This is a genomic window from Geomonas sp. Red276, assembly GCF_054784495.1.
In genome coordinates this window covers 1-25,829 of the sequence record NZ_BLXW01000011.1, presented here as the reverse complement: position 1 = coordinate 25,829, position 25,829 = coordinate 1, and the positions used below count along the sequence as shown (strand labels likewise).

15 protein-coding genes are annotated in these 25,829 nt (G+C 63.0%); 1 reads left to right on the top strand and 14 read right to left on the bottom strand.

The features are described 5' to 3' along the window. Positions 1 to 39 precede the first annotated feature (39 nt). The 14 genes from ACYVL5_RS09645 to ACYVL5_RS09580 form a co-directional block, all read right to left on the bottom strand. On the bottom strand, positions 40 to 1,206 hold the full coding sequence (locus ACYVL5_RS09645) for a M24 family metallopeptidase (RefSeq protein WP_460595354.1): 1,167 nt from the start codon (positions 1,204 to 1,206) through the stop codon (positions 40 to 42). Further along, the gene (locus tag ACYVL5_RS09640; protein ID WP_460595353.1) at positions 1,200 to 1,736 is read right to left on the bottom strand and encodes a nitroreductase family protein; all 537 of its coding nucleotides are present in this window, start codon (positions 1,734 to 1,736) and stop codon (positions 1,200 to 1,202) included. Before ACYVL5_RS09640 ends, ACYVL5_RS09645 begins: the two co-directional genes overlap by 7 nt. Then, positions 1,736 to 4,978, bottom strand: a complete 3,243-nt coding sequence (gene icmF / locus ACYVL5_RS09635; protein ID WP_460595352.1) for a fused isobutyryl-CoA mutase/GTPase IcmF — start codon at positions 4,976 to 4,978, stop codon at positions 1,736 to 1,738. Before icmF ends, ACYVL5_RS09640 begins: the two co-directional genes overlap by 1 nt. A gap of 322 nt (positions 4,979 to 5,300) precedes the next feature. Continuing rightward, entirely contained in the window at positions 5,301 to 5,840 is a 540-nt protein-coding gene (locus ACYVL5_RS09630) for a DUF6125 family protein (RefSeq protein ID WP_460595351.1), read from the bottom strand. 231 nt (positions 5,841 to 6,071) lie between these two features. Further along, on the bottom strand, positions 6,072 to 8,099 hold the full coding sequence (locus tag ACYVL5_RS09625) for a solute symporter family protein (protein WP_460595350.1): 2,028 nt from the start codon (positions 8,097 to 8,099) through the stop codon (positions 6,072 to 6,074). Between the two features lie 10 nt (positions 8,100 to 8,109). Next, positions 8,110 to 8,415 carry a DUF485 domain-containing protein gene (locus ACYVL5_RS09620; protein WP_460595349.1) on the bottom strand — a complete coding sequence of 102 codons (306 nt, stop codon included), beginning with the start codon at positions 8,413 to 8,415 and terminating at the stop codon, positions 8,110 to 8,112. A gap of 140 nt (positions 8,416 to 8,555) precedes the next feature. Continuing rightward, positions 8,556 to 10,115 carry an acetyl-CoA hydrolase/transferase C-terminal domain-containing protein gene (locus ACYVL5_RS09615; protein WP_460595348.1) on the bottom strand — a complete coding sequence of 520 codons (1,560 nt, stop codon included), beginning with the start codon at positions 10,113 to 10,115 and terminating at the stop codon, positions 8,556 to 8,558. Between the two features lie 788 nt (positions 10,116 to 10,903). Next, the gene (locus ACYVL5_RS09610; RefSeq protein ID WP_460595347.1) at positions 10,904 to 11,098 is read right to left on the bottom strand and encodes a hypothetical protein; all 195 of its coding nucleotides are present in this window, start codon (positions 11,096 to 11,098) and stop codon (positions 10,904 to 10,906) included. A gap of 28 nt (positions 11,099 to 11,126) precedes the next feature. Further along, the gene (locus ACYVL5_RS09605; RefSeq protein WP_460595346.1) at positions 11,127 to 18,002 is read right to left on the bottom strand and encodes an MBG domain-containing protein; all 6,876 of its coding nucleotides are present in this window, start codon (positions 18,000 to 18,002) and stop codon (positions 11,127 to 11,129) included. A 407-nt stretch (positions 18,003 to 18,409) separates the two neighbouring features. Continuing rightward, entirely contained in the window at positions 18,410 to 18,562 is a 153-nt protein-coding gene (locus ACYVL5_RS09600; protein WP_460595345.1) for a hypothetical protein, read from the bottom strand. An 813-nt stretch (positions 18,563 to 19,375) separates the two neighbouring features. Beyond that, a complete protein-coding gene (locus ACYVL5_RS09595; RefSeq protein ID WP_460595344.1) occupies positions 19,376 to 20,005 on the bottom strand; it encodes a TIGR02594 family protein in 630 nt (209 codons plus the stop codon). Between the two features lie 136 nt (positions 20,006 to 20,141). After that, the gene (locus ACYVL5_RS09590) at positions 20,142 to 23,504 is read right to left on the bottom strand and encodes a hypothetical protein (RefSeq protein ID WP_460595343.1); all 3,363 of its coding nucleotides are present in this window, start codon (positions 23,502 to 23,504) and stop codon (positions 20,142 to 20,144) included. A gap of 597 nt (positions 23,505 to 24,101) precedes the next feature. Further along, a complete protein-coding gene (locus tag ACYVL5_RS09585; protein ID WP_460595342.1) occupies positions 24,102 to 24,395 on the bottom strand; it encodes a DUF2169 domain-containing protein in 294 nt (97 codons plus the stop codon). A 223-nt stretch (positions 24,396 to 24,618) separates the two neighbouring features. Further along, positions 24,619 to 25,044, bottom strand: coding sequence for a hypothetical protein (locus tag ACYVL5_RS09580; protein WP_460595341.1), 426 nt, complete (start codon positions 25,042 to 25,044; stop codon positions 24,619 to 24,621). Here ACYVL5_RS09580 and ACYVL5_RS09575 point away from each other — a divergent pair. Further along, entirely contained in the window at positions 25,031 to 25,270 is a 240-nt protein-coding gene (locus tag ACYVL5_RS09575; protein ID WP_460595340.1) for a hypothetical protein, read from the top strand. The two genes, ACYVL5_RS09580 and ACYVL5_RS09575, sit on opposite strands and share 14 nt — an antisense overlap. Positions 25,271 to 25,829 lie beyond the last annotated feature (559 nt).

The following is a 25,829-nucleotide window of genomic DNA, read 5'->3' as shown; positions in this document are numbered from 1 at the left end:
CGACGATAAACACGGGAGGGGCTGCCCCCTCCCGCATCCTTACAAATAGACGATCTTGTCCGCCAGCGGAGTCAGCTTCTCTCCCCCATTGGCCGTTACCGCGAAGGTGTTTTCGATGCCGACCACACCGAGTCCGGGGAAGACGAACTTCGGCTCCACCGCGATGGTCTGCCCCTCGATCAAAGTAGCCTTGAACCCTTGGGCGAGCACCGGCACCTCGTCGAGTTCGAGCCCCACCCCGTGTCCAACGAAGCGGGCGTTCTCCCCGGGCGCTCCCATGAAATGTTTCCCGAGTCCCGCCTCCTCCGCCATGCGCGCCGCCAGGAAGAAGAGGTCCTCACAGATGGCCCCCGGCTTGAGCTCGGCCTGGATGGCCCCCTGGATGGAGAGCGAGGTGGCGAAAGCCCGCTGCAGTTCCGGCGCGAGCGTCCCCACAACGAAGATCCGAGTCATGTCAACGATGTAGCCGTCGAAGACCCCGGTGAAATCGACCAGCACCGGCGCATCGGCCGAGATCACCTCGCGTGAGGCACCGTGGGGGGAAGCGGCGGAGAGCCCGCGCCCGGTCACCGCCCCGTCAAAGAAACCGGGGTCCCCCGAGGTAGCCGATACCGCCAGCCCCTGGAAGAGCTCCTGGTTGAAGGCCCGCATCCGGACGTACCCTTCGCTACCCGACTTACGAAGCCGGCACTCGAACTCCGCGGCCAGGTCGAGCTCCCGCATTCCCGGTTTGAGAAATTTCGGCACCTCCTCGAAGACCGAGCAAAGTGCTCCCCCCGCCTTTCTCATCTTCTCGAGCTCCCACGGCGACTTCACCGACCGGATCTCCCGGTTGGCCTGCGAGATGTCGGCGAACTCCCGCCCGGGAAGGAGCTTCGCGTAGTAGTTGTACTGCTGCACGGGGAGGACGTCGAACGTCATCCCGATCCGCTTGATCTCGACCCCGAAGAGTACGGGGAAGTCCTTGCTGGAGGGAAAGGACCTGGTGTTGGTCACCTGGCTCTCCTTGAGCGCGCGGGAAAAGCTCTTACGCACCATCAGCATCGGCTCCCCGTTCGCCGGGACCCAAAGGGTGGAGTTCTGGCGGGTGCCGCTGTAGTAATAGATGTCGATGGGATAGACGATCAGGGCGCCGTCCAGTCCCGATCCCTGCAGCGAGCGCTGCAGGCGGGCGATCCTCTGTTCCGATTCGTTCCTGGTTAACATGTCGCGTTCCCCCACTGGTTGATGAAGGCTATCTCGGAGAGTTCCTTGCGCGGCCTCGGTTTCGGCTCCTGGTCGGGATAGCCGAGAGGCGTCACGCCGACCACCCGGAGCCCATCGGGAATCCCCAGCCCCTCCCTGATCTTCGGTTCGTCGTACCACCCCATCCAGCAACTCCCGAGCCCCAGCGCGTGGGCGGCCAGGCAGAGATGCTCGAAGGCGATGGCGGTGTCGGCCACGTAGTATTCGATGCCGTTCTCGATCCCCGATTCGGCGGGATCGGCGCAGACCACGATGATCACCGGCGCCGAGGCGATGGCCCGTTTACCGGGATTGTCGTCCGGGAAGGCGTCGAGCAGCGCCTGCCTCCCCTTCCCTTCCGTCAGCACCAGGAAGCGCCAGCACTGCATATTCTTCCACGACGGGGCGAGCCTCGCCGCGTCGAGCACCTGCTCGATCTTTTCCCACTCGACCGGCCGGTCCTGGTACTTCCGTATGCTCCGCCGATCCTTCACCACCTGAAATAGATCCATTACATGTTCCTCCGGTACTTCCCGCCCACCTCGTAGAGCGCCCGGGTGATCTGCCCAAGCGAAGCGACCTTGACCGTCTCCATCAGCTCCGCGAAGATGTTCCCGCCCGACACCGCCACCTCCTGCAAGCGCCTGAGGGCCGCCGGACCGGTCTCCCGGTTCTTCTCCTGGAAGGCCCGCAGGTTGACGATCTGCTGCTCCTTCTCCTCCTTGGTCGCCCGGGCCAGCTCACCCGGCACCTGGTACCCCTCCTCGCCCGCGCGGGGATTGAGGAAGCAGTTGACCCCGATGATCGGGAGCTCGCCGGAGTGCTTCTTGTGCTCGTAGAGCATCGACTCGTCCTGGATCTTCGAGCGCTGATACTGGGTCTCCATCGCCCCGAGCACCCCGCCCCGCTGGTCGATCCGCTCGAACTCGGCCAGGACCGCCTCCTCCACCAGGTCGGTCAGCTCCTCGATGATGAAGGATCCCTGGGTCGGATTCTCATTCCTCGCCAGCCCGAACTCCCGGCTGATGATCATCTGGATAGCCATCGCCCGCCTGACCGACTCCTCGCTCGGCGTGGTGACCGCCTCGTCGTAGGCGTTGGTGTGGAGCGAGTTGCAGTTGTCGTAGACGGCGGTCAGGGCCTGCAGCGTGGTGCGGATGTCGTTGAAATCCATCTCCTGCGCGTGGAGCGAGCGCCCGGAGGTCTGGATGTGGTACTTGAGCTTCTGGCTCCGCTCGTTGGCGCCGTACTTCTCGCGCATCACCACCGACCAGATCCGCCGCGCCACCCTTCCGATCACCGTGTACTCGGGATCGAGCCCGTTGGAGAAGAAGTAGGAGAGGTTCGGCGCGAAGTCATCGATATGCATCCCGCGGGAGAGGTAGTACTCGACGTAGGTGAAGCCGTTGGCCAGCGTGAAGGCGAGCTGGGAGATCGGGTTGGCCCCGGCTTCCGCGATGTGGTAGCCGCTGATGGAGACCGAGTAGTAGTTCTTCACCTTCTTCTCGATGAAGTACTGCTGGATGTCCCCCATCATCTTCAGGGCGAACTCGGTGGAGAAGATGCAGGTATTCTGCCCCTGGTCCTCCTTGAGGATGTCGGCCTGCACCGTCCCGCGAACGGTCTGGATCGTGCAGTCGCGGATCCCCTCGTACTCGGCGTCCGAAGGCTCCCGCCCCTCGCGCTGCCTGAAGAGCTCCACCTGCTGGTCGATCGCCGCGTTGAAGAAGAAGGCGAGCATCATCGGCGCCGGCCCGTTGATGGTGATGGAGACGCTCGTGTTGGGGGCGCAGAGATCGAACCCGGCGTAGAGCTTCTTCATGTCCTCGACCGTGCAGATGGACACCCCGCTCTCCCCCACCTTCCCGTAGATGTCGGGGGGATAGTCCGGGTCCTCGCCGTAGAGGGTCACGCTGTCGAAGGCGGTCGAGAGCCTTTTGGCATCGTCGTCCTTGCAGAGGTAATGGAAGCGGCGGTTGGTCCTTTCCGGGGTCCCCTCGCCGGCGAACTGGCGCTTGGGGTCCTCTTCGGCCCGCTTGAACGGGAAGACCCCGGCGGTGTACGGGAAGAAGCCGGGGGCGTTCTCCAGCATGCACCAGCGGACGATCTCGCCCCAGTCGGCGAAGTCGGGGAGGCAGACCTTGGGGATCTTCGTCCCGGAGAGGGTGGTGGTGTAGAGGTCGCTCCTGATCTCCTTGTCCCGCACCCTGGTGACCAGCTGGTCCTTGCGGTAGGTCTCCTTCAGGCAGGGCCAATCCTTGAGGATCTTCCTCGGCTCGTCGAGGAGCTTCTCCTTGTAGCTCGCGATGTGACGGTCGAGCTCGTCGGCGGCGGTCCCGACCACCTCCTTGGCCCCCTCGAGCTGGAAGAGGCGGCGGGCTATTTCCGCCTGCTCCTTCACCCTGCTGCGGTAGCCGCGGGCGGCATGGACGATCTCGCCCAGGTAATGGATCCGGTCGGGAGGGATGATGGAGGCGTTCTTGCTCCGGGCATCGGTAATGGCCAGCGAGGAGGCGAGCTGCAACCCCTTCTTCTCGTTGATCTTGTCGAGGAGCGCCCGGTACAGGACGTTGGTGCCGGGATCGTTGAACTGGGCGGCGATGGTGCCGAAGACCGGGAGCTCCTCGTCAGGGAGATCGAAGAGATTGCGGTTTCTCTTGTACTGCTTCCGGACGTTTCGCAGGGCATCCTCCGCCCCCTTCCGCTCGAACTTGTTGAGCGCCACCAGGTCGGCGAAGTCGAGCATGTCGATCTTCTCGAGCTGGGTGGGGGCCCCGAATTCGCAGGTCATCACGTAGAGGGCGACATCGGCGATACCGACGATCCCCGCGTCCCCCTGCCCGATTCCCGAAGTTTCCACGATGGCGAGATCGAAGCCGGCGGCCCGGACCACGTCGAGAGCGTCGTGGATGGCGGCCGAGAGCTCCGAGCGGGACTCGCGGGTGGCGAGCGAGCGCATATAGACCCGGTTCGTGTTGATGGCGTTCATCCTGATCCGGTCGCCGAGGAGTGCGCCCCCGGTCCGCTGCCGGGAAGGATCGACCGCCAGGATGGCGACGCTGTGATCGGGGAAGTCGCGCAGGAAGCGGCGGACCAGCTCGTCGGTCAACGAGCTCTTCCCCGCCCCGCCGGTCCCGGTGATCCCCACCACGGGGACCTCGCGCCCAAGGCCGCGGATCTGCTCGCGCACGGCGGCGTATCCCTGCGACTGCTCGTGGACCGACTGCTCGGCGAGCGAGATGAGCGTGTTGACCGCCCGGATGTCCTGGTCCTTCAGCTTGCCGATCTCCTCCTCGATCACCCGCTCCGGCGAGAAGTCGCAGAGCTCCAGCATGTGGTTGACCATTCCCTGCAGCCCCATCCGGCGGCCGTCTTCGGGAGAGAAAATCTTGGCGACCCCGTACCCCTCGATCTCCCTGATCTCCTCGGGAATGATGACCCCGCCTCCGCCGCCGAAGACCCGGATATGACCCGATCCGCGCTCGTCGAGGAGATCGCGGATGTAGCGGAAGAACTCGACGTGTCCACCCTGGTAGCAGCTCACGGCGATCCCCTGGGCATCCTCCTGGATGGCGGCGGTGACGATCTCTTCCACCGAGCGGTTGTGTCCCAGGTGGATCACCTCCGCGCCGGAGGACTGCAGGATGCGGCGGATGATGTTGGTGGAGGCGTCGTGCCCGTCGAACAGGCTCGTCGCGGTCACGAAGCGGATCTTGTGTGTGCTCTGGTAGGGTGTGGCAGCGGCAGTATGCATGAGGTTCTCCTTAACAAGAAAATAGTTCCCTTCCGGGTGCAAACCGCCCCCGGATCCAGGGCCCCCCCTTTGCGACGCGTCCGCTGAAGCCTTGGCGAAGGCGGAAGGGGTGACAGGGGGGATTTGCCCTTCCATCTCAACCACCGTCCCCGGTACCGCGTCCCCCCCTTGTCAAAGTGGGGACAGGAGGGATTTGCCTTTCGATGTGCCAACGTCCCCTCCGCCCGCTCTCCCTCCTCTTCAAGGGGAGGGGTGGGTGAGGATGGGGGACCTGGTCTCCGACCAAGGGGACAGGCACCTTGCGGAGCCAGTCCCCAGCCCCCTAGATAACGAACTCCCACGCGCACCAGTAGGTCTCCGGATGGGCGTCCGGGGGGCAGGCGATGCAGGTGGTCTTGATGCGCGGATCCACCGTGCGGGCGAATTCCGAGTACTCGACGATCCCGACGCTCTTGCAGGGGAAATCGTTCAGCCCCTTCCTCTTGCGGGCGGACTGGACGCGGCAGTCGAGCATCCTGAAGACCACCCGGAATTCGCTTTGCTCGATCACGTCCTGGAGGTTGAGGCGGGCGTAGAGGCGGTGCTTGAGGCACTCCACCAGGGCGGGGATGCCGCCACCGGGTTTCATACCGAGGCGTTCCATGATCCTCTTCGCCTCGATCACCGTGAAGTGGCGCCACGCCTCGCGGTCCGCGTCGATGGCCACCTCCATGCCGTGGATGCGTTCGATGGCCTGAAACCAGAGACCGTCGTGGGCGAGCCAGTTTTTCGCGTCGTCCACGATGATCCTGATGAGTTCCTCCTTGCTGAGGTCGTTGAGGAGGCGAAGCCCCTCGTCCCCGATCACTGCGTTTGCTTCCATGGGTGAGCACCTCCAATGAGTTGATGTAAGTTTTCGGCGATAAAGGGTGTTTCAGCCCCCCGGCGTCCCGCGGGGGCTGAAACAAGTGACATGACATGGCAAAGAACAGTGAGGCAACTTCAAAACCTCACCCGGCCTTCGGCCACCCTCTCCCCTGAAGGGGGGCGAGGGTATCAGAGTCCACATCCCCTCGCCCTCCGGGAGAGGGGCAGGGGTGAGGGAACCTTTTCTTTAATGCTCCGACGCCCCCGAAATCCCGAGCCCGGTAATCTGCCGGACCTCGACCTCGTCGAACATATCCTCCGCCCGGCGGTTCCTGAAGGCCAGCGCGCCGAACACCGCGGCGAAGAGCCCCAAGGGGAGCGAAACGATAGCCGGATTCTTGAGCGGGAAGAGCGGCGCCTTGAGCCCCACCATCGAGGTCCCGCCGTCGTTCTTCTTGAACTCGCCCCGCGCCTTCTCCAGCGCAGCCGCATCCTTCTCGGTCAGCGCGGTCCCCCCGGCCTGCTTCTTCTCCAGCGCCACCATCACCTTCTTGGCGTCGTCGGCGATCTTCTGCGGATAGGTCATGTTGGGCGACACCAGCACGAGCCCGATGGCGCTCACGGTACCGACCACGATTGCGCCGACGATGCCGGCGGTGTTGAACCGTTTCCAGAAGAGCGACAGCATGATGGCCGGGAAGTTACCCGAGGCGGCCACCGCGAAGGCGAGCGCCACCAGCGCCACCACGTTCTCCTTCTCGGCGGCGAGCCCCAGGCAGATGGCGACGACGCCGACGCAGAGCGAGGTGATCTTGGCGCACCTGACCTGGGTCTCCTGGTCCGCCTGGCCGTTCTTGATGATGTTCACGTAGACGTCGTGGGCGATGGCGGCCGAGGCGGCCAGCACGAGGCCGGAGACCACGGCGAGGATGGTGGCGAAGGCGACCGCGCAGATGAAGGCGAGGAAGAGGTCGCCGCCGATGGAGCCGGCCCCGCCACCCATCTTCTGGGCGAGGAGCAGGGTAGCCATGTTGCCCCCCTTGTCGACGGAGCTGATCAGCTGGGGAGTGAGGTAGAGCGCCGCGCCGAATCCGATCAGGTTGATCAGGAAGAAGAAGGTCGAGTTGATGAAGAGGGCGATGACGATGGACTTACGCGCCTGCTGCGCGTTCGGGACGGTGAAAAACCGCATGAGGATGTGCGGAAGCCCCGCGGCGCCCAAGGCCCAGGCGATCCCCAGCGAGATCTGGTCGAGCGGGTTCTTGAGGAAGAGACCCGGCTCCATGAAGCGCTGGCCGTAATGGAAGCCCGGCTTCGGAATGGCGTCCTTCATGACGTTCATCCTCACGTGCTCCTGGATGAACGGGCTGTTCACCACCGAGTCGAAGAAGCCGAACGGGTTCATCCCCGCCTTGGCCATGACCAAGACCGCGAGGAGCACGGTGCCGGACATCAAGAGCCCCGCCTTGATGATCTGCACCCAGGTGGTGGCCTTCATCCCGCCGAAGACGACGTACCCCACCATGAGGACGCCCACCCCGACCACCGAGACGCGGTAGGGGATGTCCAAAAGGACCTGCATGAGCTTGCCGGCCCCGACCATCTGGGCGATCAGATAGAAAAGCGAGACGGTGACGGTGGAGATGGCGGCCACGCCGCGCACGGTGCGGGGGGCGGCCCGGAAGGAGAGGATGTCACCCAGCGTGTAGCGGCCGGCGTTGCGGCACGGCTCGGCAACCACCAGCAAGATGGCGATGAATGAGAACATCGGCCCCACCGCGTACATGAAACCGTCGATCCCGTAGAGCGAGATGAGGCCGGACATGCCGAGGAAGGAGGCGGCGGACATGTAGTCGCCGGCGATGGCCCATCCGTTCTGAAGCCCGGTGATCCCGCCCCCCGCCGCGTAGAAGTCGGCGGCCGAGGTGGTCCTTTTGGCGGCCCAGACCACCACGCAGATGGTGACGCCGATGATGGCGAGGAACATGGTGAGGGTGATGGCCCGGTTGGGCTTCACCTTGACGGCGGCCGGGGCCCCCTTGGCGGCCGGGGCGAGGGCGGCGCCGGGGACCATGGCCTTCGCGGTCACGGCGGCGGCGGACGGCGAGGCCTGGCCGGCGGGAGCGGCCGGTCCGGCCTGGGCGGAAGGGGCGGCCTGGGCCCCGGGGGCCGACACGGCGGGAGTGGCAGCTCCCTGCTTGGCGGGCTCGGCGGCGAAGGTGGCGGTGGCAGCCGCCATCAGCAACGAAATTGCAACGAGACTCTTTTTAATCATGATCCCCTCCTTACCGGACCGCCTTGACCAGCTCATTGGTCAGGCGGTCGAACTCATTGGCCACGCGGGTGTAGTAGATCGCGACGAAGAAGGCCACCACGAACTGGGAAAGGATGAAGAGGTAGCCGAAGTTGATTACCCCGATCACCTTTATCCTGAAGAGATCGGGTGCGTAGCCGGAGAGGATCGGCAACAGGAAATAGTAGATGGTGGAGGCGATCCACCAGCCGAACAGGAAGTTCCTCTTCCTGCTCTTGAGTTCGATGTACTTGGGATGCTGCGCCACTTCGCTCCAATTGATCGTTGCACCAGCCATTGTGCGTTCCTCCTTTTTGTAAAGGGCCCCTATCGCAGTTTCTTGCAGTTGCTTGCAGTAACTCAAAGATTCAAGATTGATCCGCGTCGATCCGCTCAATCCGCGTCATCCGCGTTCTATCGGTTTGCGGTTCAGGTTTGTCAGTCCCAGTTCTTGATCTTCATGGTCCCGTGCTCGGCGAGGTGCTGCTGCATCTTGAACACCTTGAACAGCATGTGCGGCTCGTGGCCGATGTTCCTTTCGCAGCACTCGCGGCGGGAGCGCTCGAAGTATTCCTGCATGATCGGGCGGTAGTCCGGGTGGACGCACTTGGTGATGATCTCCTTGGCCCGCTCGCGGGGGGAGAGTCCGCGCAGGTCGGCCAGCCCCTGCTCGGTGACCAGGATGTCCAGGTCGTGCTCGGTGTGGTCGACATGGGTCGCGAACGGGACGATGCAGGTGATCCCGGTCGGGTCGCTCTTAGAGGGGCGGGTGGAGGGGCTGTGCATGATGGAGAGGTACGAGTTGCGGAGGAAATCCCCCGAGCCGCCGATGCCGTTGATCATCCGGCTCCCGTTGACCAGCGTGGAGTTGGCGTGGCCGTAGATGTCGAACTCGGCGGGGGTGTTCATGGCGATGACTCCCAGCCGGCGGACCGGTTCGGGGTGGTTCGAGTACTGGATGGGGCGAAGCACCACGCGGCTCGTGTAGCGCTCCCAGTCGGCATAGAGCCGCTTGAAGCCGGGCTCGGAGAGGGAAAGGGAGGTGGCGGAGGCGAAGTTCAATTTCCCGGAGTCGAAGAAGTCGAGCATGGTGTCCTGGAGCACCTCGGTCCAGACGTTGACACCGGAGAACGGCCCCTGGGCGAGCCCCCCCACCACCGCGTTGGCGATGTTGCCGACCCCGGACTGGAGCGGGAGGAGGTTCTTCGGGAGCCTTCCCGCCTTCACCTCGGCCTGGAAGAAGTCGAGGATGTGGGCGGCGATCCGCTCGGAGAGCTCGTCGGGGGGAGCGAGGGGACGGCCGCGGTCCGGCATGTTGGACTCGACGATGGCCACGATCTTGTCCGGGTCGCAGGGAACGGTGAGGGAGCCCACCCGGTCGTCGACCCGGGTCACCAGGTACGGCTTCTTGTTGGGCGGGAGCTCGGTCATCACGATGTCGTGGAGCCCCTCGAAGGAGGGGATCGCCGTGTTGATCTCGATGATGAGCCTGTCCGAGTTCTGGATAACCTCGGGCGCCACGCCGACCGAGCCGCAGAGGATGATCGAGCCGTCCTCGGCGATGCCGGAGGCCTCGATGAGCCCGAGATCGAACCCGCCTCCCCTCTCCTTCGTGTAGAAGCCGTAGACGAGGTCCTGGGCGTAGAGGGAGAGGTGCTTGTCACCCATCCGGACCGAGCCGTCGTTGACCTTCTTCTGGACCACCTTCCCGGTCTGGTAGGGCCAGCGCTTGTCGGTCATCCCGAGCTCAGCCCAGCGGTCCTCCACCTCCGCCCCGATGGAGGCGCCGATGAAGAGGTTGAAGCGCATCTTCCCCTGCAGCTTGTTCTGTTCGACGTAATCGGCCAAGGCCAGCGGCACCACCTTGGGGTACCCCACCGGCGTGAAGCCGGACCAGCCGAGATCCATCCCGTCCCTGAAGAAGGGGATGGTATCCTCCGGCTTCATGATCCTCGCGTGCAGGCTCTTCCTCCTGATCCTCGAATGCAGCTCCGACATGACAAACCTCCGTTCTATAATTTAGCCGCACCGTGAACAACCTCGTCATTCGCGGCCGGCTTACAGTCAGAAAGATTAGAGATCTCAGCAAGATCGAGGAGAACCAGGCACGCCGCAGCCGCTGCAGCTGCCACTAACTACCGGTACTACCACGTTAACAGGGGTACAGACACCCTTTTACGTCAACTGGAAACCACCATAGCGTCAGTTTACGTACATGTCAACAGAAAATAAAACGTATTTTTACCGAACTCAAACTTTTGACCTCCCCCGTCCCTCTCCAACGAGGCGACCGCCCGAGACGCCTCCCCTGTAGCGACTAGGAAACAGGGAGGTGTCTTACAGCGTCGGGCGCAACAAGACTCCAGGCAACGGGGTTATTTCGTGCAGAATCGACGGTCGAAAAACGGTGGGAGGAGGTTGAGGCGGAGTGGGCGGGAGGAGGCCCTTCTCCGCAGGGGAAACAGCCAGGCCTTGGCGAACGCGCTCCGGGGAAAAAAATGGCCCCTCCCCCCAGATGGGGAGAGAGGCCCAGGGTCGCCATCGCCCCGCCAGGGGGGCGAGAGACTTGACCGAAAAGGAGAAAAGGGACCGGCTGGCGGCGCGTGCGTCCGGCTCCGGGGCGCCACCCCCCTCTCCGGGCGGGTTCCCGGGACGACGGCATCCGCCGCCGGTCACATCGAATTGCGGGGCGCACGGATAGGGGTGCCACCAAGGCTCTCCGGGCCCGTGGCGGACCGGGAGAGCCTCGGTGGTCGGTCTCCCCTACCCTGCTCCTTCAAGAAAATCTATTTCCGGGACTTCCACACCCCGTAGGCGGCCACCCCGATCGCGGTGGCGAGGTAGACCACGGGCCCGCCGAGCGGGGTGACCGGGATGATGGCGCTGGAAGGGGGGGGCGGAGGCGCCCCCCAAACCGTTTCCGCCGCGGTTACCATGGCGAGGATGGCTCCCATTTCCAAAAGTTTCGATCTTTTCAGCATATGCACCTCCAGTTTCTCATCGGGCGTATCACTTTATGGTCAGGGTGTGGCTGACCGAGTCAAGGTTGAGGATCCAGTATCCCTTCCAGGGTTCCACGACCGGGTCGCTCGCCACCGTCCAGGAATCGTAGGTAGTGCCGTTCCACCAGTAGAGGCTCCCGCCGATCCTGTTGGCGGCGATGGCATCGGCAAGCGGCTTGCCGTCGATCTGCCAGGTGGAACCGATGCCGGTCTTGTTGGTGGTGTTCGGGTCGGCGATCATGGTCCACCCCGGCTTCAGGTTCACCGTCGCGCTGGCGGGACCTGCCGTCCCGCTGTAGGTGAGCATGGTGCCGGCGTTGACCGCCTTGACGAAGTATCCGTTACCGGGGTTGAGGCCGGAGACGATGTTGTAGGAGCCGAGCACCGTGGAGCTGTCCTCCGAGCTCGCGCCCGAAGGGACCCACTGGTAGATGACGCTGACCGGGCTCGCGAAGAACCTGGCCGGGCTGACCCCGGCGGTCTGGTACGGCACCGCCACGATGTTCCAGCCGTTGTACAGAGGCGTCCTGATGGTCATGAAGACCGTCTGGGTCGGGTCGGTGTCGGATACCACCGCGTACTGGTACACCGTGTTGGGGAGGAGATCCGAGGTGTCGGTGAAGGTCGTGTCGGTGGTGTTGGAGGCCAGCACCTTGGCTCCGGTGGCCGAGATGCGGCTCACCGTGAAGCTCGCCCCGGATTTAATTCCCGTGAAGCTGCCGGAGGGTGCCCCCCCCACCGCGGGTGGATTGGTCACCGTCTTGTTGGCGGTGCAGTAGGCGGTGGAGCCGCCACCGGTGCCGCTGCAGCTCCACCCCCACGGCCCGCTGCCGGTAAGGGCCGAGGCGGTGCCGGACGAGCAGAGGTTGGTGGCGGGTGCCGTGGTGAAGCTCTGCCCGTTGGCGCTGCCGCAGCTCCCGCCGGTCGCCTCGCTGATGGTCATGGTCCCGGTGGCGCGCCCCTGGTAGTTCACGTCATTGACCGTCGCCGCCACCGCGTAGCTTCCCGCGGCGCTCGGGGCTGCTGAGGTACCGTTGTAGGTGATGTCGACCGCCAGGCCGGCCGGGATGGTGCTGGCCGTAGCACTCCTGGCGCTGCCGTTGGAAATCTGGGAGAGCCCGCCCAAGGTGACGGTGGCGGTCGCCTTGGCGATGACGAGCGTCCCGACCGCCCCTCCTTCATACCGGGGGTCGTTGACGGTGGCGAGCACCGTATAGCTTCCCGCGGTGGCCGGAACGGAAACGTTCCCGTTGTAGGTGACGTTCACCGCGAGATTGGCCGGCGAGGTGGTGACCGTAACCCCCTTGGGTTGGCCGTCGTAGAGCTGGGCGAGGCTGCCGAGGGTGACGGTGGCCGCCAGCTTGGAAACCACGTTGATGGAGACGCTCGTGGTCGCGGTCGCGTAGTTGGTGGCGTCATCGGGGGTGAACTCCACCGTCAGCGTTTCCCCGCTTCCGGCCGGCAGGACGGTTCCGGCTGCCGGGGTGTAGCTGAAAGTGCCCCCCACCGGGGCGGATGCGTTCAGCTGGGTCGACGAAAGCGCGGTCCCGGTAAAGATGTCGGCCGGGTTGCTCCAGTTGATGACCGGGACCGCCTTGGTGACGGTGAGCTTCCCGTTCACGTAACTGAAGGCGTAGTTGTTCGAGGCGAGGTTTCCGACATCCGCGACGATCGGGTATTCCGCCACCGGGCTCGAGGCGTTCGCCCCGCAGGAAAGCGAGGGCGCCCCCTGCAGCGAGGCGGCGGTGTCGTTGTAGGCGAAGCCGCTGAAGCTTGCCGTGAAGAGCGGGTTGGAGCTTCCATAGGGACGGGTCGCGTCGGCGGCGGTCACCGTGATGGTCCCCTTGCCGACGTTGAGCGTCTGTTGCGCGCTCGCCGGGGCGAAGCTGGCGTTCCCCGCCTGGCTCGCGGTGATGACGGTACTCCCCGCGCCCACGATGGTCACCGTGCTCCCGCTCACCGTGGCGACCGCGCTGTTGGAGCTTGCGAAGGTCACCGGGTTCCCTGAGGCGCCGCCGGTGGCGGAGAGGTCGAAGGCCAGGTCGCCGTACACCTTGGCGGGAATGCCCCCGAAGTCGATACTCTGGCTCGCCTTGCCGACGCTGAGGAGCGCACCCACGTAGGAGAAGCGGTAGTTGGCGGCGGAGAGGTTCCCCGGGGCGACGGTGATCGGGTAATCACCCACCGGGCTGCCGATGACGGCGGTGGTGGAGATGGCGGGGGCGCCGCCGATGACGGTCTGGTCCTCGTTGTTCACGAAGCCGCTGTAGCGGTAGGTAAGCGGCGGGTTGTCGGTGTTGAAGGGGCGGCTTAGGTTGTCCGCGGTGACGGTGATCACCCCCTTCGCCACGTTGAGAGTCTGCTGTGCGGTGGCCGAGCCGTAGTTTTCGTTCCCGGCCTGGCTGGCGGTGATGGTGGCGGTACCCGCGCCCACGATGGTGACCGTCGTCCCGCTCACGGTGGCGACCGCGCTGTCCGAGCTCTCGAAGGTGACCGGCTGGCCGGAAGCCCCCGGGGTGTAGGAGAGGTCGAAGCTCCCTGCGCCGTAGGTTTTGGCATCGATGGGATTGAAGGTGATGCTCTGGCTGGCGAGCCCCACCGACAGGGTGCCGGTCACGAAGCTGAAGGTGTAGTTGGCTGCGGTGAGGGTTCCCTGCGCCGGCGTGATGGGGTAGCTCCCGACCGGGCTGTTCACGTCCGCAGTGGTGCTGAAGGCGGGTTCGCCGGAGAGGACGGTGGTGGTATCGCCGTTGAAAAAGCCGCTATAGCTCGCGCTGAAGGAGGGATTCTCCATCCCGAAGGGGCGCTGCTTGTTGTCGGCGGTGACGGTGAGGACGGCAGGGTCGACGGTGAAGGTCTGGGCGACGTCGGCGGCCTGGCTGTAGTTGTCGCTGCCGGCCTGGCTGGCGGTGATGGTGGTGGTACCCGCGCCGGTGATATGGATGAGCCCCCCGGAGGTGATGGTGGCCACCGCCGGATTCGAGCTCGCGTAGGTGACCGGGTTCCCGGAAGCGCCGCCGGTGGCGCCCGGCCCGAAGTCGGCGTCGCCGTAGCTCTTATTGGAGAGCGCGGTGAAGGTGATCGACTGCCCCGCGGGGGCGATCACCAGCGTACCGGTTGCGCTCCCCTGGTAGTTCGCGTCGTTCACCGAGGCGACCACCTCGTAGCTTCCCGCCCCGGCCGGAGCCGCGCTCCCCCCCGCATAGGTGACCGTGACTGCGAGGCTGTCGGGAGTGGTGCCGACGGTCACCGTTTTCGGGTTCCCGTCGTAGCTCTGGCTGAGTCCGCCGAGGGTGATGGTGGCGGCTGCCTTTCCTACTTCCACGTCGACCGCACCGGCTGCGGAGAGATAGTTGGCCGGATCGTTCGGGGTAAAGGTGATCGCCGCGCTGTAGGTTCCCGCGGCGGCAGGGACCGTGGCCGGCGCGCTGAAGGCAAAGGTACCCGGCACCGAGGCCTGGCCACCGGAGAGGGTCGAGGAGGAAAGTGCCTCTTTGAAGGTGATAGCGCTCGCGGTCGGGAGCGTGGTGATGATCGGGGTCGCCTTGGCGACTGCCACGTTCACGCTCGTTGCCACCGTGGTGTAGTTGGCGCTCTCCGGGGTGAAGGTGACGGCCGCGCTGTAGATCCCCGCCCCCCCCGGCACCGTCGAGGGTGCGGTGAAGGCGAAGGTGCCGGGGACCGAGGCCGCGCCGCCGGAGAGAGTCGAGGCGGAGAGCGGCTGGGTGAAGACGATCCCGCTCGCGGTGGGGGGCGTGGAGATCACCGGGGTCGCCTGGGCAACCGCCACGTCGACGCTCGCCGTCACCGTGTTGTAATTAGCGCTGTCAGGGGTGAAGGTGATGGCCGCGCTGTAGGTTCCCGCCGCACCCGGCACCGTCGAGGGGGTGGTGAATGAGAAGGAACCGGGGACCGAGGCCGTCCCGCCTGAGAGGGTGGAGGCCGAGAGCGGCTGGTTGAAGACGATCCCGCTCGCGGTGGGGAGCGTGTTGACGGCCGGCGTCGCCTTGGCGACCGCGACGGTGACGCTGTCGCTTACCGTCGTGTAGTTGGTGGCGTCGGCCGGGGTGAAGGTGACCGCTGCAAGGTAGTTACCCGCTGCCGCCGGCACCGTCGACGGTGCGGTGAAGGCGAAGGTCCCCTCCGTGGAGGCGGTCCCGCCGGAGAGGGTCGAGGCGGAGAGCGCCTGGGTGAAGATGATCCCGCTCGCGCTGGGGAGCGCCGTGATGGCAGGAGCCGCCTTGGTGACGGTAAGCTTCCCGTTCACGTAGCTGAAGTCGTAGTTGTTCGAGAAGAGGTTCCCGACCGTCGCGATGATCGGGTACTCCGCCACCGGGCTCGAGGCGTCGGCCGCGCAGGGGACCGAAGGCGCACCCTGCAGGGAGGCGGCGGTGTCGGTGTAGGCAAAGCCGGAGAAGCTTGCCGTGAAGAGCGGGTTGGAGGTCCCGTAGGGACGGGTCGCGTCGGCGGCGGTCACCGTGATGGTCCCCTTGCCGACATTGAGCGTCTGCTGCGCGGTGGCCGGTGCGAAGTTGGCGTCCCCCTCCTGGCTCGCGGTGATGACGGTGCTCCCCGCGCCAGTGATGGTCACCGTGGTACCGCTCACCGTGGCGACCGCGCTGTTGGAGCTTGCGAAAGTCACCGGGTTACCCGAGGCGCCACCGGTGGCGGATAGGTCGAAGGCCAGGTCGCCGTACACCTTGGCGGGGATGGTCCCGAAGTCAATGTTCTGGCTTGCCTTGCCGACGGCGAGTATCCCAGCCACGTAGGAGAAGCTGTAGTTGGCCGCGGAGAGGGTCCCCTCACCGACGGTGATCGGGTAATCCCCCACCGGGCTGTCGATGGCGGCGGTGGTGGAGATGGCCGGGAGGCCGGTGATGACCCCCTTATCCTCGTTGTTGACGAAGCCGCTGTAGCGGTAGGTGAGCGGCGGGTTGGCGCTGTTGTAGGCGCGGCTCTGGCTGTCCGCGGTGACGGTGATCACCCCCTTCGCCACGTTGAGGGTCTGCTGGCCGGTGGCCGAGCCGTAGTTCTCGTTACCGGCCTGGCTGGCGGTGATGGTGGCGCTCCCGGCGCCCACGATGGTGACCGTCTTCCCGCTCACCGTGGCGACCGCGGTGTTCGAGCTCTCGAAGGTTACCGGCTGCCCCGAGGCCCCCGGGGTGTAGGAGAGGTCGAAGCTCCCCGCGCCGTAGGTCTTGGGATCGATCGGGTTGAAGGTGATGGTCTGGCTTGCCAGGTCGACCGCGAGGGTGCCGTTGACGAAGGCGAAGGTGTAGTTGGCCGCAGCGAGGGTCCCCTGGCCGACCGTGATGTCGTAGCTCCCCTTCGGGCTGTTGATATCGGCGGTGGTGCTGAAGGCGGGGTCGCCCGAGATCACCGAGAGGTTATCCCCCTTGACGAGGCCGCTGTAGGTGGCGGTGAAGGGAGGGTTCTCCGTGCCAAACAGGCGCTGCTTGTTGTCGGCGGTGACGGTGATGACGGCAGGGTCGACGGTGAAGGGCTGGGAGACGTCGGCGGCCGCACTGTAGGTGTCGTTCCCCGCCTGGCTGGCGGTGATGGTGGTGTTCCCCGCACCGGTGATGTGGATGAGCCCGTCCGGGGTGATGGTGGCAACCGCCGGGTTCGAGCTCGTGTAGGTGACCGGGTTCCCGGAGTCCCCCCCGACCGCTGCCGGGCTGAAATCGGTGGCGCCGTAGGTCTCGTTCCCCAGCGGGGCGAAGGCGATCACCTGGGCCAGCTTGGTCGTGGAGGTGGCGCTCGAAACCTGGAGGGCGGCGTTGTAGTTGCCGTCCCCCGCCTGGTTGTAGTTGACCGTGCAGGTACCGGCGGTGGCCGACATGGTGATGGTGACCGTGGAACCGGCTCCGCTGCTCGAGCCGCTGCCGCTGCAGGCGCCGCTTGCGGTGATCGCCACCGGCAGCGACGAATCGGCGTGGGCCGCGACGTTGAAAGTGGCGTTGAGCGCCGCCCTCGCGGGAGCCGCGGTGTCGACGGTGATCGCCTGGCCCGCCTTGCCCACCGCCACGCTCACGTTGCCGCTCGCGGTACCGTAATTATTCGCATCGTTGGGTGTGAAGGTGATCGCCGCGCTGTAGGTCCCCGCCGCGGAGGGAACCGTCGAAGGAGCGGTGAAGGCGAAGGTTCCGGGAGGCGAGGCCGCCCCTCCGGTAAGGGTTGAGGCCGACAGGAGCTGCTGGTAGACGATTGGGGAAGCCGACGGCAGGGTCGTGATGGCCGGTGCCGCCTTGTTCACCACGACGGTCGCCGAACCGGTCACGCTGTTGTAATTGGCCGGGTCGGAGGGGGTAAAGGTCACCCCTTGTGAAGACGAACCGGCGCCCGGGGAGGTGCCCGGAGCGGTGAAGGTAAAGGTGCCGGTCGGCGTCGAGGTTCCGCCCGTCAGGGTCGAAGAGGCGAGGGTTTGGCCGAAGGTGATCGGGGAGGCCGTCGGCCAGGTGCTCACGCTGGGATTGGCCTTGACGATGGTCAGGGTGAACGTGCTGCTGACCGAATTGGTATCCTGAGTAACGGTTACCGTGTGGGCTCCCGCCGGAGTGGTTCCGTCTGTCGAACAGGACAGGGGCGCCGACGTCTGCCCCATCGGGACCGCTACTCCGTTGTTGAAGACGCAGGTGACACCGGCAACGGCGGAGGACGAGAAATTCGCGGCCCCTCCGGAACCGTTGCTCCAGGAGATGGCCAAGGTGGCATCGATCCCGCTGGTGGCGACCCCGTAGGCAAGGTTGTTCTTGGAGAGGGTCCCGACCGAAAAGGAAGAGATCCTCTGCTGAGCCCCCCAGATGGGTGTCGCCGTGACCCCCAGCAGCAGGATCGGCAGTACCGCCAGTGTCCACTTGGAACAGCACGTTTTCAGGTTCACAGGTACCTCCTTCGATAAATACAGGTGATGCATTACATAAAACCGGAAGCGTCCCCGGGCGAAACCAAACCGGGGGTGCCACCACCGCGACGCAAAGGGATCGGTGGCGGGTACGCTTCTCCCTGAACTCGGGCCTGGGAACAAAAAAAGGCCGAATAACGCCCGCGAACGGGTACATTATTCGGCCTCTTATTACGATAAGCCCAATACCAACCGACTAAAATAAATAACCTAAATCCCACAATGAAGAGCGGGCTTTAAGCAACCAAAGTCAGCGCAACTATCGTGCCGCGCTGCAATTACCTGGAAGCAGTGGGCCCGGTCAGCCGGGCTCCGGAAAAACCGGCGAGACGACGTAGCGGCGAGGTCATTGCACCTGCCCCGGTTTCCGCCAGCTCACGGAAACGTCAGTGAGCGGAACTGGAAGCGCCCTTCCCCGCATCCACCGCCAGATCCTGGACCGACTTGTATTCGATCTTGCGGGGATTGCCGCTGGCGTAATGGATGGTGACGCTGCCATGGAACTTGGTCTCTTCGAGTTGTTTCAGAATATCGCCCAAGCAAAGCTCTCTTCTTCTTTTAGCGCTGTTCATAGCCTTGCCTCCAAGCATGTATTTCACACACTTCACGGCGTCTTCGTTGATGACTGCATCTCAAAAAAATTCCCCGATTACTCCGTATTTGCTCTCATTGTGCGCAGAGTATTTGTGGATGTTTAATTAATTTTGTCGACTATAGCCTGCACAAACAGCGGAACAAACTCGGATGCATACAGTAATCGGAATTTTTCGATTGGTATTACTATGTGCCGATCCAGACTGTCAAGAGAAATAAAAATATCTCCAAAACGGCACAAACAGCCCCATTTATCGTCACAAATTCCATATAGGTGATTTTAAAACAGTGTAACAGCGCACCATCATTGACCTTCACGAAAGAGCCAGCATCGCCCGCCACGCGCAACCATTCTTACGACCTACAAATTAATTGCAATTTTTAATTTACCCCATACTGGAACGTTACCGTGGCACACTCCCCCCTGTCCCACGAGAAATTCCCGAGCTGGGCAGGCCCAAACCGCGTGTGCGCTGTAAGTGAACAACGGGACCATGGGCTACGAGTGTCTCCAGTCCCCCACCGCGGAAAAGATCTACAAGCTCCCGCTGGAAAACTACGACGGTACGAAGGGGGGCTACCACACACCCCTGACCAATGGAACGAGATCCTTAAGAAGGCACCGGTGGGAGAATAGTAGGAGTTGGAGGACGGCGGCAGGCACCCCTTCGGGCAGCCGCCTTCTATGTCGTTGAGGTAGGAAGGTGGGACCGATAACGGGGCCTGGCACCTGATGGCGCCAGGCCCCGTTATATGCTTTAAGGAGTGGGTATCCGGTAACCCAAGACCCTGCTTTTCGGATACTGGGCGAGGCAGACTCTGTCCCCCTGGTTTCCCCCCAGGAGCGTCACGGTCTCCGCCGACTCTCCCACGTAGAACCCGACGTGCCCCCCTCCCTCGCGGCTTAAGACCGCGATGCAGCCAAGGCACGGGGTGTCGATCCTCTTCCCCCACTCAAGCCACGAGCGGGCGGCGGCGCAGTCGGTCCCCTCGTACCCCGCCTTCTCCATGCAGTAGTTCACGAACGACGAGCACCACGGGGTCTCGTCACAGGAGCAGTACGGCTCCCCGAGGCTGGTCGATTTCAGGTACTGGACGATGCGGGCGTTGTTGGCGAATCCCGGCACCTCGTGGACCCCTTTCTCCCCCTCCGCGATCCGCAGCCAGAGCGGAGCGTCCGAGGGGGGAGAAAGCGCGGTCAGGAACTTGTGCGATGCCCACCCGACTTCGCCCCCTTCGCGGCGGACCTTGAACCAGTAGTTGTCTGCCGAGGCCTCCAGGAAGATCACCTGCTCCTTCTGCCTGAGGATGTCGAGGACCCTCGCGTTGAGACTGGGCCCCTCGCGCAGGTTCAGCGAAATTGCCGTCACCACCATTTTCTGGGTCATCCGAAACCTCCCTGCCTACTCAAATGTTGTGCGGGCCACCCCGATGCACTACCGGCAGATTCAGCTCAACGACCAATGCAAAAGCTCCATATTCCTCGGAAGGTGCACGGCGGCCTGCAGGGTACTTCCTCCACATTCATATCTTCAGCTTCGCCAGGATATCCAGCGCGTACACACCGACCCCCCCCATGGGGACCAGCAGTGCCTGGACCACGGGGTTCTGGGTGAACGGAGCGAAAGCACCGTCCCGGATCGCAGCGACCCTCTCGATGACGAACCGGATACGGCTCACCTCCGCCTCACTCTGGTCCTGCCTCGCCAGAGCCGCGGCCAGAAGGGAACCGAGCCTGTCGAGCGAGATCTTGCGGACCTTCTCGGCGGAGCGGCGAAGAAGCCAGGCACAGCTCCACGTGTAGACCGCGCTGAGGCTCATCACGACGGCGAGAGCGATGGGGGTTTTCCAGTTGTCGAAAAGGTCGAACCGCGAGAAAAGGATGAGCAGCCAGACGATGAACGGGTAGAATATGCACCTCCCAACCGTTTCCGTTCTCCTGGCCACGAGGTAGACAAGCATCCAGTGTGTCCAGACCGCCTTCGACTTTTCCGGGGGGAACTTGAGGACGTGCCGGAACGATAGCCCCCCCCATCGCGGCGCGCGTTCCGCCACCAGGTCGATGAAGCGGCGGCATGTTCTGATGACGTCGAAGACGCAGAAAACGAGCAGGGTGAAGCTGAGGACCATGGCGCCCAGCATGATCCGGTCGACTCCCATGCTGATGATGCCGCGAACCGGTGAGACCGGCATCGAGAGGCTGACGATGAGGCCGCACAGCGCGAGGTAACAGACGACGATCGGCGCAAGCCTTCTCACCCGGTAGTTGATCGAGTCACGCCGGCAGTACTCGCACCAGTAACTGTCCATGGTCGCACCCCGTGCCGGCTGGGAGATGTCCCAATCGTACCGGGCGATGTCGGCGAACTTCCTGAACATCCCGCGGACATCCCCGACGACTCCGGTCCTGTCCCCGCGTTTCCTTTTCCTGCGGTTGGTATCGCCACCATCCTTGCGGTTTCCGGCGCACCCCCTCTCAGCGCGGGGGGAAACCGTCGGGGGACGGTGCTCGTCGCCGGTCGCGAGACGGCCCCTGCGGCGTTCGGCGCCATCCTCGTCATCGCCACCGGACGCCCCAGGCGGACCGCCCTTTTCCCGGGAGTTAAACCGGAACTCCCTATGGATACTCCTCCTGTTGGCGGCCACCTGGACATGACGGCGCCACAGGAAAAATAGCGCGAGAGCCACGGCACATCCCCGGATTACTTCGGTCGGCCAGACGCTGACCCCTTCCACGAAGGAAAGCGGCTCCTCCTTGTGCGGGTTCATCAGGATGAGACGGTAAAAGAGCAGCACGACCGAGGCGTTTAGCGATATGAAGATCACCATCGCGGCACGGGTTCGCCTGCTACCCAAACCGCAGGCGAAAAACTGGCGCAGCCGCTCGCTGCTGAGCAGAAGGAGGGCCAGGGTCAAAAGGCCCGTGACGACGATCTTCCCGAGGAGCTTCCCGCTGCTGTCGGCTTCCCGATGGCGGGGATAGAAGCTTTTCGTGTTGGCGGGGTCCTCCGAGAGATCCACCGCCCGGTACCGCCCGATCTCGAAGACCTTCGGGTGCGGCTGTTGATGCATCACCTCGCGAAGGGACGGTTCGAGGTATCCGTCATTGGCGAAGGCGTGGAGGATGGCGAAGAATTCCGATGTCTGGTAACTGTCCCGAAACGGCGGCACGTCTCCCTGCAGGTTGATGTTGGGGTCGTTTCTCAGGCTGAGGGGGAAGGTAGAGGCAACGACGAGATTGCGGGTGATGCGGACCGCGTCGGGTTGCAGGAAACGGGCGTCGAGGTCGGAGGTGAACAGCACGGCTTGCGGAAACCGCTGCCGCATCGCCTGTATCACCAAATACTTGTCGTGGAAATCGGACCCGAGCACCCCGATCGCGCGGATGGTCCCCCCGTTCTCCAGCTGCTGCTCGAACTGGTATACCTGCTCGGCGAGCCGCCGCATGTAATCGAACTGGCTCAGTCCCGACGCCTTCTCGAGCCGGGTCGCAGAGGTGGACTTCTTGTCGCCGGTCCCCTCCTCCCCCTTGTCCGCGGCGCTCTTTTCCCCGGATCCCCCCTCTTCCGCCTTCCGGGGGACACCTTTTCCGTCGATCCCCCGCAGGTAGCTGAAGGTGTGCAACTGCTCCTTGATGTTGATGACGCCCCGCCCGAAAAAGACGTCACGGTAGGCGTCAGCCATGGCCCTGCCATACTCCGTGTCGCACTCGGAGACGAGCACGATATGATCCTTCCTGTTCCGGCAATCTATGCCGCGCAGGGTCAGTTCGTCGAAGATCTTCCCCGCCAGCTCGCGGTCGGTGCAAATGGTCCGCCGGAAGCGGAACTTGGTCTTGGCCAGCGAGAACTCCTCGGTGACTCCGGCCTCCTTGTTCACCGTCCTGCTTCGCAGCACCGAGAGCAGGACGGGATCGTCGTAGGTGGCGGTCGCCGAGTAGATTTCGATGTTGTGCTCGAGCGTGGCCGCTGCCGTCAGCTCTATTTTTGCCGGTTCTTTGGTTGGTTCTTTTGGCGGTCCTTTTTGCGATTCCTTGTTACGGGCTGAAGAACAGGTACCGTATGGCTGCGGAGCCGAAGGGCGATCGAGTCGCCCCTTGGCCTCCGCGGCCATCGACTTGAGGTTGGTGGCGCCCGCGGGCCCGATTACCTTCAAGGGATGCCCGTCGGGGGTGCCGACATTCGACCCCAGTGAGGCGGCCAGCTTTTCGAGCTTCGCAAGCGGTTGGCCCGTGAACAGGTCATCGTTTAGCCAAAGCAGCAGGATGTTTTCGTCCTCGTCCCTGACGTGCCGTAGCCATTCGAAGGGCATGATACTTCTCAGCCCCTTTTCACTGATGTTCTTGCCTTTCACAGAGATGTAACCGATCTTGTCCAGGTTCCGGGGCACGAACCCCAGCCTCCGGAAGGCCGACAACGCGGCATAGCGGTCGCGCACCCTTCTCTCCTCGTCCTCTGCGTAGGGGGTCCCGAAGACCATCATGGCGACGACCCTTAGGTGCTTTGCGTCAGGCTGCGTCTTCTCCTTATTGGCCCTCGTCCATGCCTCGGCCAGCAACCCCTTCACCTCTCCGGTTTGCGGTTCCTTCTGCGCCCCGTTTTGCGCCCCCTCCACATCGATATCGAAGGTAAGGGGAGGTTCGCCCCCGACTGTACCTTCCGGGCGCTCAGGGGCACGCTGCGGGGATTCGCGTCCCCGCAGCACGGCCAGAAACGGATCCTCCCAAAGTCTCGCCTCGATCTCCGGGTTGGCATCGAAGAGCTGGGGGGCCTCGGGCCTCGTCTCCTGGAAAGGAGTCCTGGTGAAGAACATCACGCTCAAGGCGGCCAGGGCCAGGATCAGCCCGGAGAAGGGGAGTATGCGGTTCCTGCTTCCGTCGTCGCTCATGGTCACTCCTTTCGCGCGCCCCTGGTTCGTTCTCCAGGGGGACGCGGGGAGAGTAGCTGCCAAAACAGGTGAAGCTGCAACCCGGCAGTTCAGAATGAGAGAGGAACTGTCATTTCCGGAGCCGTCCCGGAAACAAATTGCACGATACACGCTATAAGGGGGGGCATTGGTGAGAGTGTTGCGGTCAAACGAGATAATTGTAGCAGGAAGGCGAAAGGTTAACAGTGCCGGCGACTGGAAACGATCGGCAGAGGCAAGAAGATCGGTACAGTGAGCATTCGATGGGACCTTCCAGAACCTGATCCGTACCGGGAACGGGAAAGAGCTATTACGGTCGGACTGGCTTCGATGGAAACTCTACCGGCGGCACGAACCGACAGCAGCCACACGTATGACGTCGACAAAGCCGTGGCAGTGTACCGTATCGCTCCTGACTTTCTTGAATAAGCACGTTATCTGTACCGGCAACTGGTCGACAGAAGCAGGGAACTATGAATAATACCCCGAACATCCTGATCGAGCCGCATGACTGGGAGGAGGTTCGGCTACTCCAGATCACCATATTCCGGTTTCTAGTTCAGGTCGAGCAGCCGACCGTTACCCGTCGAATATCGAAAACCCTGCCGTGAACGGAGTGTTTTCCCCGCCAAACCAGCACCAACCTCTCCTCATCAGGCTCCACGATGCCGTGTCGAGCGCCATCGGTAACTCCAGCTCCGTCTGGTCGAAACGCACCGTTACCCGGGGCATCACCCCTGGCAGGGTAACCCGGAGCCGTCCGCGTTTTGCCGCATTGTCAACCAATACAGCCTCCGTACCGTCTAAATGGCGCGACGAGGTAAGCCCGGGGGCGGCCGCATAAAGGTATGGTTGGAGGTCCTCCGGCGGCAATGGGCTCCTGTTTTTCCGCCAGTTTATTCTAAATCTGACTGGAATTTAGACTTAGACGCAGATAAGTGGCTGGGCTCAACTAGCGAAATTAGTGAGGACTTAGTTTGGAAGGATGGTGATGGCGGGACTTTAGCACTGACCGTGTGAGAGTGAGCACAAAGCCAAGGGGCCTAGCCATTACGGCCAAGCCCCTCCTTGTACGAAAGTTTACCAGTTAGGTCGGTTACTTCTTATCTCTGAGAGTTTCACTGGCCTTCTCAGCAGCACTCTCCTTAGCTTCTTGAGCCATGGTGTCACCGTCACTTGCCAGTTGTTGCGTCTTCTGTAGAGCCTGCTGTGAGATGGTCACCGTGTCGGTCTTGGCAGCCTTAGCTGATTTCTGAGTGTCCTGGCTTACCTGTGCGGTGGCCGTGGCCTGTTCAGTCTTAGCTTGGGGATTAATGTTAGCTGGGGTAGCAGCCACGCTGTTACCCGAGATGGGGTCAATACTCATACCAATAACCTCCTCTGAAATATTCTTCTCTGTATACTTATCGGCTGAACCATGGTAAAACTTAAACGTAATATAAATTAGTTTGCATTTATTATTATTCTCACTACAATACCCTATGCTACTCCGGTACCAGGAGGCTACCATGGCTAGATGCACCTACATAGGCTCCTGCCCCTTCCCAAACGACAAGCTGGCTAACATGCCTGTTACGACAAGCTTTATGTCTGACAACTACTGCTACTGGAACTTCACTAAGTGCGGAATCTACAGGACGGCAGTTGACCTTAGGAGTCAAAACATCTCCAGTGATATGATCTCTGAGGGGAATTTCTTGTCGGATAAGATATTGAACTGGCTGATATGCGGGAGGATTGGTTGGTAGGGTTTACTTGATTTGAACTTGCATGAGGTAACCAGATGCTGGAGTGCTCTCTGGTCTGATGCTGCTAGGTTTGGCTATTGTCTGGTTCAGCTTGTATCTGTTCTTCATTTGGGAGGTTAGCTCTGTTACCATCCTGAAAATGGTTGGCTATGCCAGCACTCTTGCCCGCATCAAGGGAGGCGTAGACGAACTCGGCGGGCGGCAAAAGAAGTACCGAAAGTCATGGTTGGCAGGGCGGCAGATGTGCAACCGGTCCCGCCACGGCGAACCCGACAGTTTAGGACCGCCCCGCATGGAAATGACGGCATAGACGGGCTAAGCGTTCACCCCCTCCCGTATACGCAAGGGCACCTCCATTCACGGAGGTGCCCTTGCTGTTCCATTCAACCAAGGAGCCCCCCCTACTTCTTTGCAGGGGATGAATTCTAGTTCAAAATGCACCACCCTGAAGGAGGGGTAAAAAAGAAGGGACACAGTGAGTTTTTCTGGTAGTTTGGAAGCGCCAACGACCAAACCTCAGAAGGAGAACCCACCGTGCCCCACAAGCATCTTAGCGCAG

Excerpts from the sequence above, each read along its gene's own strand:
- ACYVL5_RS09645 (WP_460595354.1), bottom strand. The coding sequence starts at position 1,206 with ATGTTAACCAGGAACGAATCGGAACAGAGGATCGCCCGCCTGCAGCGC.
- ACYVL5_RS09640 (WP_460595353.1), bottom strand. The coding sequence starts at position 1,736 with ATGGATCTATTTCAGGTGGTGAAGGATCGGCGGAGCATACGGAAGTAC.
- icmF (WP_460595352.1), bottom strand. The coding sequence starts at position 4,978 with ATGCATACTGCCGCTGCCACACCCTACCAGAGCACACACAAGATCCGC.
- ACYVL5_RS09630 (WP_460595351.1), bottom strand. The coding sequence starts at position 5,840 with ATGGAAGCAAACGCAGTGATCGGGGACGAGGGGCTTCGCCTCCTCAAC.
- ACYVL5_RS09625 (WP_460595350.1), bottom strand. The coding sequence starts at position 8,099 with ATGATTAAAAAGAGTCTCGTTGCAATTTCGTTGCTGATGGCGGCTGCC.
- ACYVL5_RS09620 (WP_460595349.1), bottom strand. The coding sequence starts at position 8,415 with ATGGCTGGTGCAACGATCAATTGGAGCGAAGTGGCGCAGCATCCCAAG.
- ACYVL5_RS09615 (WP_460595348.1), bottom strand. The coding sequence starts at position 10,115 with ATGTCGGAGCTGCATTCGAGGATCAGGAGGAAGAGCCTGCACGCGAGG.
- ACYVL5_RS09610 (WP_460595347.1), bottom strand. The coding sequence starts at position 11,098 with ATGCTGAAAAGATCGAAACTTTTGGAAATGGGAGCCATCCTCGCCATG.
- ACYVL5_RS09595 (WP_460595344.1), bottom strand. The coding sequence starts at position 20,005 with ATGACCCAGAAAATGGTGGTGACGGCAATTTCGCTGAACCTGCGCGAG.
- ACYVL5_RS09590 (WP_460595343.1), bottom strand. The coding sequence starts at position 23,504 with ATGAGCGACGACGGAAGCAGGAACCGCATACTCCCCTTCTCCGGGCTG.
- ACYVL5_RS09575 (WP_460595340.1), top strand. The coding sequence starts at position 25,031 with ATGGCTAGATGCACCTACATAGGCTCCTGCCCCTTCCCAAACGACAAG.